The 11,521-nt window shown below is 50.6% G+C and carries 13 protein-coding genes; all 13 read left to right on the top strand.

The annotated features are described in order from the left end of the window. Positions 1–87: 87 nt before the first annotated feature. Complete coding sequence (locus AC3WT9_RS07115) at positions 88–597, top strand: YceD family protein (protein WP_341092786.1); 510 nt, start codon at positions 88–90, stop codon at positions 595–597. A 62-nt stretch (positions 598–659) separates the two neighbouring features. Next, on the top strand, positions 660–833 hold the full coding sequence (gene rpmF, locus AC3WT9_RS07110) for a 50S ribosomal protein L32 (RefSeq protein WP_019911234.1): 174 nt from the start codon (positions 660–662) through the stop codon (positions 831–833). 267 nt (positions 834–1,100) lie between these two features. Then, on the top strand, positions 1,101–1,697 hold the full coding sequence (gene fapR, locus AC3WT9_RS07105) for a transcription factor FapR (RefSeq protein WP_076109228.1): 597 nt from the start codon (positions 1,101–1,103) through the stop codon (positions 1,695–1,697). Further along, entirely contained in the window at positions 1,681–2,670 is a 990-nt protein-coding gene (gene plsX, locus AC3WT9_RS07100; RefSeq protein WP_341097657.1) for a phosphate acyltransferase PlsX, read from the top strand. Before fapR ends, plsX begins: the two co-directional genes overlap by 17 nt. 8 nt (positions 2,671–2,678) lie before the next feature. Next, on the top strand, positions 2,679–3,668 hold the full coding sequence (locus AC3WT9_RS07095) for a beta-ketoacyl-ACP synthase III (RefSeq protein WP_341092788.1): 990 nt from the start codon (positions 2,679–2,681) through the stop codon (positions 3,666–3,668). 97 nt (positions 3,669–3,765) lie between these two features. Continuing rightward, complete coding sequence (gene fabD / locus AC3WT9_RS07090; protein WP_341378432.1) at positions 3,766–4,698, top strand: ACP S-malonyltransferase; 933 nt, start codon at positions 3,766–3,768, stop codon at positions 4,696–4,698. 34 nt (positions 4,699–4,732) lie between these two features. Beyond that, positions 4,733–5,482 carry a 3-oxoacyl-ACP reductase FabG gene (gene fabG / locus AC3WT9_RS07085; protein ID WP_341092791.1) on the top strand — a complete coding sequence of 250 codons (750 nt, stop codon included), beginning with the start codon at positions 4,733–4,735 and terminating at the stop codon, positions 5,480–5,482. 121 nt (positions 5,483–5,603) lie between these two features. Beyond that, a complete protein-coding gene (locus tag AC3WT9_RS07080) occupies positions 5,604–5,837 on the top strand; it encodes an acyl carrier protein (protein WP_019911228.1) in 234 nt (77 codons plus the stop codon). A 221-nt stretch (positions 5,838–6,058) separates the two neighbouring features. Then, positions 6,059–7,297: a beta-ketoacyl-ACP synthase II gene (gene fabF, locus AC3WT9_RS07075; protein WP_076109231.1), complete on the top strand. Its 1,239-nt coding sequence runs from the start codon at positions 6,059–6,061 to the stop codon at positions 7,295–7,297. Positions 7,298–7,309: 12 nt separating this feature from the next. After that, the gene (gene rnc, locus AC3WT9_RS07070) at positions 7,310–8,014 is read left to right on the top strand and encodes a ribonuclease III (protein ID WP_038591210.1); all 705 of its coding nucleotides are present in this window, start codon (positions 7,310–7,312) and stop codon (positions 8,012–8,014) included. A 278-nt stretch (positions 8,015–8,292) separates the two neighbouring features. Continuing rightward, positions 8,293–8,643, top strand: coding sequence for a Na-translocating system protein MpsC family protein (locus tag AC3WT9_RS07065; protein WP_341378433.1), 351 nt, complete (start codon positions 8,293–8,295; stop codon positions 8,641–8,643). A 133-nt stretch (positions 8,644–8,776) separates the two neighbouring features. Beyond that, positions 8,777–10,921: a formate dehydrogenase subunit alpha gene (fdhF, locus tag AC3WT9_RS07060; RefSeq protein ID WP_341092793.1), complete on the top strand. Its 2,145-nt coding sequence runs from the start codon at positions 8,777–8,779 to the stop codon at positions 10,919–10,921. Next, a complete protein-coding gene (locus tag AC3WT9_RS07055) occupies positions 10,918–11,508 on the top strand; it encodes a 4Fe-4S dicluster domain-containing protein (protein WP_341092794.1) in 591 nt (196 codons plus the stop codon). Before fdhF ends, AC3WT9_RS07055 begins: the two co-directional genes overlap by 4 nt. Positions 11,509–11,521: the final 13 nt, after the last annotated feature.

Below are 11,521 nucleotides of genomic sequence, written 5' to 3'. Positions count from 1 at the left end.
TCTTCCTGAAACAATATAAAGGGAAAGTGGTTGACAAAGTTCGGTAATAATAGGTATAATAAATTTTGTTTGTTTGGAGTGATGATTATGAAGATTCACTTTCGCAAAATGGCAAATGCCGATGAGCCACTGAATATTCATGAAACTATGGATGTCAGCGAGCTTGTCAAAGGGCGAAAGGATATACTTGCTGTTGCACCGCTCTTGGTGGACCTTAAAGCGCTGCCCGCGGATACCGATTGTGTGAACGTGGTGGGAAGACTGAGTGGAGAGGTGGACATGTTATGTTCACGTTGTCTCACCGAGGTCAACAGTAAGCTGAACATTCCTTTTGCGGAGACTTTCAAGTGGCTTAAGGAGCCAATTCTTCCCGAAGATGAAGATGATGAACTCATTTACATCAAAGATGAGACTGTGGAGCTTGTCCCGTTCGTGGAAGAAAACTTCGTACTGCACTTGCCGGATTCGGTATTGTGCAAGGCAGACTGTCTTGGTCTTTGTCAGAAATGCGGACAAAACTTGAACGAAGGCACCTGCAGTTGCGACAACACAGTGATCGATCCTCGACTCGCTGGGTTGAAAGACTTTTTCAAATGAAGTATGACTAAGACCAAATCCCGCGATAGGCGGGTTAAAACCGAATTAGGAGGTGTAACACAATGGCAGTACCTCAACGGAGAACGTCCAAAACACGCCGTGACAAACGCCGCACCCACTTCAAACTGGTTGTGCCGGGCATGGTGAAATGCGAACAATGCGGAGAGCTGAAACTGGCTCACCACGTATGCAAAGTTTGCGGAACTTACAAAGCAAGAGAGATCATCAAACAATAGTTTCTAATAAGAGTAGCACTTCATCTAATGGTGGGGTGCTATTTTTTTGGGGATGGGTAAAAATCCCCTCCGTTACCTGTGTGGCTGAAGCCGCGTGGTTATGCCGCTTTTCAGGCAAAGCTTTATTTTTGCCGCAGCATGCTTTATACTACATATTAGTACCAGGTTCTAAATGAAGTTTATGACCTTTATATGGATTGATAGCGGCCTTCTCGCGGCCGGATGCTAAGTTCAGCATGTGCCAGGAGGTGAGCCGCCATAGAGCGGATGTCCAAGAAAGAGCGCCAGCAGCAGCTGCTGGGTATTATCGATGGCAATCCATTTGTGACCGACCGGGAGTTGACCCGGCAGCTCAAGGTGAGTATTCAGACCATCCGTCTGGACCGGCTGGAGCTGGGGATTCCGGAGCTGCGTGAACGGATGAAGCAAATGGCTGAACATTCTTATGATCAGGTGCGCTCCTTGCCTGCGGATGAAGTGGTCGGTGATATTGTCGATCTGCAGCTGGACAAGAGCGGCATTTCCATATTTGAAATTCGTGAGGAGCATGTCTTCTCCAGGAACGGGATCGCTCGCGGCCACTACGTGTTCGGACAGGCCAATTCGCTGGCGGTTGCCGTGATTAATGACGAAATTGCCCTGACCGCTTCAGCCGACATCCGGTTTGTGCGCATGGTCCGGTTAGGCGAGAAATGTATTGCCAAAGCGCAGGTGCGTTCGCTTGCTGGCCGGAACGGCAAAGCTGAGGTGGACGTATTTACGTATGTCGGAGAAGAACTCGTGTTTCAGGGCCATTTTGTAGTGTACCGGTCCGCAATTGAAGAATACAGCGAAGGGGGAAACCGCAGTGCTGATCGCCATTGATGCCATGGGAGGCGATAATGCTCCTGAATGCAATGTGGAAGGGGCATTGTCCGCGGCCGCGGAATGGAGCGATACGCAGATTGTGCTCGTCGGTGACGAAGCCAGACTTGAGCCGCTGCTGAAGAATAAGCCGTCCAATGTGATGGTGCGTCATGCGGGGGAAGTGATTGGCTCCGATGAAGAGCCGGTCAAAGCAGTCCGCCGCAAGAAGGATTCATCCATGGTTGTGGCTGGACGCATGGTGCGTGAAGGGGAAGCCGATGCTATGATCTCTTCCGGGAACACAGGCGCACTGATGACCACGGGACTGCTTGTGGTGGGGAGAATGGATGGAATAGAGCGCCCGGCGCTTGCTCCGATGATTCCGACGCTCGATGATGTTGGCGTACTTGCCCTTGATCTGGGGGCCAATATGGATGCCAAGCCCCAGCACCTTGCACAATACGCGCTGATGGGCAGCATCTACCGCAGCAAAGTGCACGGAATTGCTAAGCCGCGCGTAGGGCTGCTGAATGTGGGGACTGAGCCGGGTAAAGGGAATGAATTGACCAAAGAAGCGTATCCTCTGCTAGCTGCTTTGCCGGGGATTCACTTTGTCGGCAATGTTGAAGCACGTGATGTGCTGACGGGCAATTGTGATGTGCTTGTTTGTGACGGGTTTGCGGGTAACATTCTTTTGAAGACACTTGAAGGTACGGCGGGCGCTATGTTCTCTCTGCTGAAGGAACAGTTCAGCCGTTCGCTCAAAACCAAGCTGGGTGCGGCTATACTAATGCCGGAGCTCAGAAGCCTTAAAGGTAAGATGGATTACAAGGAGCACGGCGGAGCGCCGCTGCTCGGTCTAAGCGGTCTGGTAGTGAAGGGGCACGGTTCATCTGACGGCAATGCGGTCAAGAATGCAGTGAGACAAGCGCGGATTGCGCTGCAGGCGGGTCTCGTGTCCAGCATATCCAAGGAAATTAGCGGGAAGTGAGTGACGATATGAAACAGTTGCGTCCGGTAGGAATAATTGGTACAGGAAAATATGTGCCCGAAAAAATATTAACCAACAGTGATTTGGAAAAGATAGTCGAAACGAATGATGAATGGATTGTCAGCCGGACAGGGATCCGTGAACGGCATATTGCCGCTCCGCATGAGGCGACCTCGGATCTTGCTTATGAAGCTGCGCTGAAGGCGCTGGAATCAGCAGGCATGAAGGCGGAGGATCTGGATCTGATTATTATAGCAACAGTCACACCTGACAGCTCGTTTCCGTCAACAGCCTGCATTCTGCAGGACAAACTGGGGGCCAAAGGAGCAGCGGCCTTTGACTTGTCCGCAGCCTGTTCCGGCTTCGTTTACAGTCTGGCAACAGCAACCGGATTTATCCAGAACGGGATGTATAACAATGCTTTGATCATCGGAGCGGATACCTTGTCGCGGATTACGGATTACACGGACCGCAACACTTGCGTGTTGTTCGGAGACGGTGCAGGAGCGGTTATTCTCGGCGAAGTTCCGGAAGGCAGGGGGTTCCAATCCTTTGATCTCGGTGCCGAAGGCTCCGGAGGCAGTCTGCTGAAGATGGAAGCGGGCGGTTCGCGTATGCCGGCTTCCCAGCAGACGATAGACGACAAGAAGCATTTCATCTACATGAACGGCCGTGAGGTGTTCAAGTTCGCCGTTCGGGTGATGGGTACTGCTACCGAGCGTGTGCTTACCAAAGCAGGTCTCACGAAGGAAGACATTGATCTGTTCGTGCCGCACCAGGCGAATATCCGCATCATTCAATCGGCTATGCAGCGTTTGGATCTGCCGGAAGACAAATGCGTAATCAACGTGGACAGATACGCCAATACGTCTGCGGCTTCGATTCCGCTTGCGCTGGTTGAAGCAGCGGAAGAGGGCCGGATGAAGGAAGGCGACACCGTGCTGATGGTTGGCTTCGGCGGCGGCCTAACTTGGGGTGCCTCGGTACTGAAATGGTAAACATATAAACGAGCAATGAATTCAAAGAACTCGGTGTGCCTGCCGCTTGATTTGCAAGCCCGGCAGCTGCACCGTTTACGGGAAGGATTTCGAACTTATGGGTAAAATCGCATTTGTCTTTCCCGGCCAGGGTGCACAGGCAGTTGGGATGGGTAAGGATGTATATGACGCTCTGCCGGATAGCCGTGCGGTGTTCGAGAAGGGCGATGAAGTGCTTGGGTTTCCGCTGAGTAAACTTGTATTTGAAGGTCCGGACAGCGAACTCAAGCAGACGGTAAACACTCAGCCTGCGCTTGTAACAACCAGTGTAGCTTATCTGGAAGCACTGAATAAGCATGGACTGAAGCCAGACTACGTTGCGGGTCACAGTCTGGGTGAATACAGCGCTCTTGTGGCTTCAGGCGTACTGTCTTATGAGGATGCAGTCAGTCTCGTACGTCTCCGCGGACGTTTCATGGAAGAGGCGGTTCCTGGCGGACAGGGCGCTATGGCGGCTGTATTGGGTGCAGAACGCGAAGCTTTGGCTGAGCTGTGCAACAATATTTCCGCAGAGGGCAACCCGGTTGAATTGGCAAACGTCAACTGTCCGGGTCAGATTGTAGTGTCCGGATCGCTCGAAGGTGTGAATGCTGTCGTTCAGCGTGTGAAAGAAGCCGGAGGCAAGCGGGCGATTCCGCTCGAAGTCAGCGGACCGTTCCACTCTTCTTTGATGAAGGAAGCTGCCGAGCGTCTGGCAGCTGAACTGAAAGGTGTAAACTTCAATGCGCCTTCAGTTCCTGTAATTGCCAATGTTACTGCCTCGCCGGTTACCGATCCCGAGGAAATCCGGAGGCTGCTGGTACGCCAGGTGTTCTCGCCAGTACTCTGGCAGGACAGTATAGAGTGGCTGATTGCAGCCGGTGTGGACACCTTTGTTGAGATTGGCTCTGGCAGTGTGTTGGCAGGACTGATCCGCAAAATTGACAAGAATGTCAAGGTGATCAATATCAACAGTCTGGAAAGCATCCAGACAGTCAATGGCTTAGCTTAACCACAGCGAAGGATAAAGGGAGGGGGAATACAGAATGTTCTCAGCATTAAGAGGCCAGACAGCCCTTGTAACCGGTGGCTCCCGCGGCATCGGCCGCAGCATAGCGCTTGCACTTGCAGAGCATGGCGTAAAAGTGGCCGTGAACTATTCCGGAAGTGAAGCTGCAGCGCAGGAAACAGTAGCCCGGATAGCAGAGCTAGGCTCCGAGGGGATTGCCCTGAAGGGGAATGTAGGCAAAAGCGATGAGGCGGAGAATCTCGTCAAAGAGGTCTTGAACACTTGGGGCAAGATTGACATCCTCGTTAATAATGCCGGCATCACCAGGGACAACCTGATTATGCGCATGAAGGAAGAGGAATTTGATCAGGTCATCGAAACGAATCTCAAAGGCGTGTTCAACTGTCTAAAAGCAGTCACACGTCCGATGATGAAGCAGCGTTACGGGCGGATCATAAATATTTCTTCGGTTGTGGGTGTGACGGGGAATCCTGGGCAGATTAACTATACTGCTGCAAAAGCAGGGGTAATCGGCATGACGAAAGCTGCGGCCCGCGAGCTGTCTTCACGGGGAATCACCGTGAACTGTATCGCTCCCGGTTTTATTGACACTGATATGACCCGTGAGTTGTCCGATGAAGTCCGCAGTGAGCTGATTAAGGGAATTCCCCTTGCTGAGCTTGGGCGGCCGGAGGACATTGCTATGGCGGCGGTATTTTTGGCCTCGGAAGGGGCTGCTTACATGACCGGTCAGACACTTCATGTGGACGGCGGTATGTACATGTAAGACCAAACCAGCGTATAGGGATTAAGGGAGAAGCGGGAAGAAGCGCCCGGAAAGCGTTTTTTACGCTCTATGGTATTTTGACTTCATATCTCGTATAATACCAAAAGAGGAGGTGAACCGGATGTCCGATGTATTGGAGCGTGTAAAACGCATTGTCATCGACCGCTTAGGTGCCGATGAAGCTGAGGTAACATTAGAAGCGTCTTTCAAAGATGATTTAGGTGCTGATTCTCTTGATGTAGTAGAATTGGTTATGGAATTGGAAGATGAATTCGATATGGAAATCTCTGATGAAGATGCAGAGAAGATTACGACCGTGGGTGAAGTTGTGAAGTACATACAATCTCATACCTAGAGTCATATGATTGAGGGTCCCGTCCCTGCTAGGGCGGGACTTCTCCTCATTTTACAGCACAAATGAAATGCAAAAGGATGCATATTTGCACCTTTACGGGGAAAATAACAGAACCGCAGAGGGGTTGATTTTTGCGGCGACTGCAGTTTATATAGACTATTCAGAGAGCATGTATGTTCAATTATGTTGAAGTATACAGCCTACAGATGGGGTGATTGCGTTTGAGTCATAGAGTGGTTATTACCGGTATGGGCGTGATGACGTCACTGGGTAAAGATTTGGATACGTTCTGGGATAGCCTCATGAGCGGGAAATCCGGTGTTTCCAAGGTTGAAGCCTTTGATGTCAGTGAATACACTACGCAAATAGCAGCTTCGGTTAAAGACTTTGATGCGGAAGAGCGTTTTGGCCGCAAGGAAGCCCGTAAGATGGACCGTTTCGTTCAGTTCGCGGTAGCAGCCGGAGAAGATGCGCTGAAGGACAGCGGACTTAAGATTGGTGAAGATATTGATGCGGAGAGAATTGGTGTGTCCGTCGGATCAGGTATCGGAGGTCTGGGTACTTGGGAAGACAATCATAATCTCCTGCTGGAAAAGGGACCAAAACGGGTCAGCCCGTTCTTTATTCCCATGATGATTGCCAATATGGGCTCCGGCCAGCTGTCGATCAATCTTGGTGCAAAAGGTCCCAATACAACAACTGTGACAGCCTGTGCAACAGGAAGCCACTCCATAGGGGAATCCTTCCGCCTGATCCAGCGCGGTGACGCGGATGCGATGATCTGCGGCGGTTCCGAAGCTACCATCCGCCCGACAGGGATGGCAGGGTTCTGTGCCATGCGGGCGATGTCCACCCGTAACGACGAGCCGGAGAAGGCCAGCCGTCCATTTGACAGCGGCCGTGACGGTTTTGTAATGGGTGAGGGTGCCGGGATTCTGATTCTGGAATCGCTGGAGCATGCCGAGAAACGCGGGGCGAAGATCTATGCCGAAGTGATCGGCTACGGTCTGAGTGCGGATGCCCATCATATGACGGAGCCGGATCCTGACGGCGCAGCACGCTGTATGAAGATGGCGATCCGAGATGCCGGTATCGCACCGGAAGAGATTGATTACATCAATGCGCATGGCACTTCTACGCCAGTAGGCGACAGATCGGAAACGGCTGCCGTGAAGAAGGCGCTTGGAGATCATGCTTACAAGGTTGCAATCAGCTCCACGAAATCAATGACAGGTCATTTGCTTGGTGCTGCCGGCGGTGTGGAAGCAATCATTTGTGGTCTTTCCCTGCAAAATAACATCATTGCGCCAACCATCAATCTGGACAATCCTGATCCGGAATGTGATCTGGATTATGTTCCGAATGAACCGCGCAAAGCTGATCTGAATATTGTTATGTCGAATTCGTTCGGATTCGGAGGACATAACGCAACCGTAATTCTCAAAAAATATAATCAGTAAGGGGACAGTGCAGTGAAAGGAGACCTGAAGCAGCTACAAAGTCAACTTCAAATCCAATTTCACGATGCTGTACTTCTGAAGCAGGCCTTTACCCATGCCTCTTATGTGAATGAACACCGTTTCAATCAGCATCAGGACAATGAGCGTCTAGAGTTTCTCGGAGACGCTGTTCTGGAGCTTACGGTTTCTGAATATTTGTATAAGTTGCTGCCGGACAGACCGGAGGGGGAATTGACTAAGCTGCGGGCCGCTATTGTATGCGAGCCTTCACTGGTCAAGTTCGCTGAGAGCTTGGGTTTCGGCAAATATGTATTGCTGGGCAAAGGGGAAGAACTTACGGGCGGACGTACTCGCCCGGCCTTGCTGGCCGATGTGTTTGAATCCTTCGTGGGAGCGCTTTATCTCGACCAAGGGCTGGAAACGGCGCGGCGGTTTCTTGATCATCATGTATTTCCACTGGTGGAGACGGACGGCAAGCTGCAAATGCAGATGAGCGATTTCAAGACGGAGCTTCAGGAGCTGATACAGCATCACGGATTGGGTACGCTGGAATATCGGATTATTGAAGAACGGGGACCGGCGCATGAGCGCGAATTCGTCTCTGAAGTATATATGTCCAGCCAGTCACTCGGCAAGGGCAGCGGCCGATCCAAGAAGGAAGCGGAACAACAGGCTGCGGCTGCAGCACTTTTGCGTCTGAAGGAAGACGGCGCCTGAGTGATGTGGAACTTAGATAAGGTAGCTAGCAAAGAGCGGTAAAGGTCTGAATCCGGCAGGAAAAGCGGAATTTAGACCTTTGCTGCTCTTTTTTAAATATAGTTAGATTGAACAAGCTTTTTAGGAATTAATGGATATCATGTAAGAAGTGGATGAATTCACGTTGAAATGAAAGGATTTGCCCTTTTTTGTGGTTTGACAATCTTTATTGGATAGGTTTAACATGTAATTAATTAAATAAATTACCATAATAGGGATGTTGAGGCTGGGATGTAGTGATGCCTGAGACTGTATTTGAATGTCAGGAGAAGATGCGAAGACTTGCAGTTAAGATTGTGAAGCATTATCGCGGCAAAGGTCCGGAGAATGTAAAGGTTAGGATGGAGTATGAGTCCTTAATCATTATTGAGATTCGTGGAATTCTCTCTAGTTTATCTGAAATTTTGCTCAAAGAAGGTGCGGTACATTTAGTTACAGAATACTGGAAAGTGCTGAAGCCTTATTTGGAGAGAGAGTTTATGGCAGAGATCGTAGAAACGCTTGGCAGCCCCTTTACATATACATGGAAGATCGAAGACCCAAATCAAGGGGATAGGGCAATCATTATTCAATTGAATAAATCGGTTTGATTAGAGAGAATGGACTTTTGCTCCTTAGCTTTTTAATAAGCCAGTACATTGTGTATTTCTGATTATACCTTGTATTGGCTTATTTTTGTGTTGCTATAATTGTGCAAAAAATCACAAGGAGTGGTGAGGAACTATGGAGAATAAAGTGCTGACTGTATGTCCGTATTGCGGAAGTGGTTGTCAGATGAATTTACTTGTTGAGGAGGGGAAAATCGTAGGCGCTGAACCAGCGGATGGAAGAACGAACGAAGGGAATCTGTGCCTTAAGGGTCATTATGGATGGGATTTTCTGAATGATCCGCAGATTCTTACCGCCCGTATCCGCAAGCCGATGATTCGTAAAGCAGGGACACTGGCAGAGGTATCCTGGGAAGAAGCCATTCAGTATACAGCCGAGAAACTAACAGCAATCAAGGAAAAGTATGGACCGGATGCAATCATGGGAACCGGTTCAGCCCGTGGCCCGGGAAATGAAGCCAATTATGTCATGCAAAAATTTATGCGCGCTGTTATCGGAACCAATAATGTTGACCATTGCGCTAGGGTATGTCACGGGCCGTCCGTAGCTGGGCTTACCTATTCGCTAGGGGATGGCGCAATGTCCAATTCAATTCCTGAAATTGAGGACACGGATCTGTTGTTTATTTTTGGATACAATGCAGCGGTTACCCATCCCATTGTGGCGAGAAGAATTGTTAGTGCGAAGCAGAAGGGCGCAACGATCATCGTAACCGATCCCCGCAAGACGGAGTCGGCCCGCATTGCAGATACTTGGCTGCCCCTTAAAGGCGGAACGAACATGGCGCTTGTCAATGCCTTTGGTCATGTGTTAATTGCTGAGGAGTTATACGACAAGCAGTATGTTGAGAAATATGTAGAAGGTTTTGCGGAATATAAAGCCAGTGTACAGAAATATACACCTGAATATGCGGAGAGCATTACAGGTGTGCAAGCGGCTGAGATCCGCAAAGTAATGCGGCAATATGCGAGTGCGAACAAGGCGATGATCCTGTACGGTATGGGGGTATGTCAATTTGCCCAAGCCGTGGACGTTGTAAAGGGTCTGGCCTCACTGGCGCTTCTGACCGGCAACTTTGGCAGACCTGCCGTCGGGATTGGTCCGGTCCGCGGCCAAAATAATGTACAGGGTTCCTGCGATATGGGGGCATTGCCAAATGTCTATCCGGGATACCAGTCTGTTACGGATGACAAGATCCGTAAAAAATTTGAAAAGGCCTGGGGAGTGGCTTTGCCTCGCAAAGTCGGGTATCGGATTACCGAAATTCCTCATCTCGTTCTAAAGGAAGACAAGGTGAAGGCCTATTATATTTTTGGCGAAGATCCGGTGCAGAGCGATCCGAATGCCTCAGAAGTGAGAGAGACGCTGGATAAATTAGAATTTGTAATAGTCCAGGACATCTTCATGAACAAGACAGCCCTGCATGCCGATGTGATTTTGCCGGCCACCTCCTGGGGTGAGCATGATGGGGTCTACTCTTCAGCCGACCGTGGATTCCAACGGATCAGAAAGGCCATCGAGCCTCCCGGTGAAGTAAAGCCCGATTGGCAAATTATCAGCGAGCTTGCCACGGCGATGGGATACCCGATGTCCTACCGGAACACGGAAGAAATATGGGATGAAATGAGGGGGCTCTCCCCGTCGTTTGCCGGAGCCAGTTATCGGAAGATGGAAGAACAGGGCAGTGTTCAGTGGCCTTGTCCGTCAGAAGATCATCCGGGCACACCGTATTTATATGAAGGGAACCGGTTTACCACTTCCAGCGGCAAAGGACAGCTGTTTGCCTGTGAATGGAGGGCACCGCTGGAACAGCCGGATCAAGAATATCCGTTGTCCTTGTCCACAGTGCGTGAGGTAGGGCATTATTCGGTTCGGACGATGACCGGCAACTGCCGTGCCCTCAGTCAACTGTCGGATGAGCCTGGTTTCATCCAGATGAGCCCGGCGGACGGATCAAGCTTAGGGATTGAAGACGGCCAGCTTGTACATGTTGTATCCCGCCGTGGCAGAGTGTTAGCCCGGGCACAGATCAGCAACCGTGTTAAAACCGGGGCCACCTATATGACCTACCATTTCTGGATTGGGGCCTGCAATGAGCTGACGGGTGATTATCTGGACCCGGTATCCAAAACCCCGGAATACAAGTATTGTGCGATCCGCATTGAGAAAATTGCAGATCAACTGCGCGCAGAACAACAGGTTCAGCAGGAATATGAGGCGCTCAGAGCGCAGATGCATGTGGAGGCGAGACCGGTATGAATAATGTACAGCCGAATCCGTTTGTCATTGCCGAAGCGGGCAAATGCATAGGCTGCAAGGCGTGTGAACTGGCATGTTTCGCAGTTCATAACGATCACAATGGGGTTGGGGCGGCTGTGGGTACCGTTACGGTACCGGTGATTCCCCGCCTGCATGTCATTCGAACAGAGAGCTTCACACTGCCGGTCCAATGCCGTCAGTGCGAGAATGCGCCTTGTGCAGAAGCCTGTCCGGTTCAGGTGATCCGGCAGGAGGAGGGGATAATAGTTATTCATGAAGAGAGTTGCATAGGCTGCAAAGGCTGTGCCATGGCTTGTCCGTTTGGTGCCATCAGTCTGTATAAAGCATACAGCAACGGCAAGGTAGTCCCGCAGATTCAACTAAAGGAGCGGCAGCATAGTGCGATGGTACGTAGCGCCAAAGTGATCGCCTATAAATGTGATTTATGCCAGACCAGGGACCATAAGGACGGAGCTATGGGGAACATTCCGGCTTGTGTAGAGGTCTGTCCGGTAGAGGCACTGTCACTGGTTCATCCGGATAACAGTGTATCCAGGTCGCGGACAGCAGCAGCTATGCGACTGTAATACCACTTCAATT

This window comes from Paenibacillus sp. EB106-06-01-XG199 (genome assembly GCF_058791575.1).
This window is presented reverse-complemented; position numbering and strand designations above follow the sequence as displayed.

Coding starts and splice junctions, on each gene's coding strand:
- fabD (WP_341378432.1), top strand. CDS start 3,766: ATGGGTAAAATCGCATTTGTCTTTCCCGGCCAGGGTGCACAGGCAGTT.
- AC3WT9_RS07095 (WP_341092788.1), top strand. CDS start 2,679: ATGAAACAGTTGCGTCCGGTAGGAATAATTGGTACAGGAAAATATGTG.
- fapR (WP_076109228.1), top strand. CDS start 1,101: ATGTCCAAGAAAGAGCGCCAGCAGCAGCTGCTGGGTATTATCGATGGC.
- AC3WT9_RS07115 (WP_341092786.1), top strand. CDS start 88: ATGAAGATTCACTTTCGCAAAATGGCAAATGCCGATGAGCCACTGAAT.
- rpmF (WP_019911234.1), top strand. CDS start 660: ATGGCAGTACCTCAACGGAGAACGTCCAAAACACGCCGTGACAAACGC.
- AC3WT9_RS07055 (WP_341092794.1), top strand. CDS start 10,918: ATGAATAATGTACAGCCGAATCCGTTTGTCATTGCCGAAGCGGGCAAA.
- fdhF (WP_341092793.1), top strand. CDS start 8,777: ATGGAGAATAAAGTGCTGACTGTATGTCCGTATTGCGGAAGTGGTTGT.
- fabG (WP_341092791.1), top strand. CDS start 4,733: ATGTTCTCAGCATTAAGAGGCCAGACAGCCCTTGTAACCGGTGGCTCC.
- AC3WT9_RS07080 (WP_019911228.1), top strand. CDS start 5,604: ATGTCCGATGTATTGGAGCGTGTAAAACGCATTGTCATCGACCGCTTA.
- AC3WT9_RS07065 (WP_341378433.1), top strand. CDS start 8,293: ATGCCTGAGACTGTATTTGAATGTCAGGAGAAGATGCGAAGACTTGCA.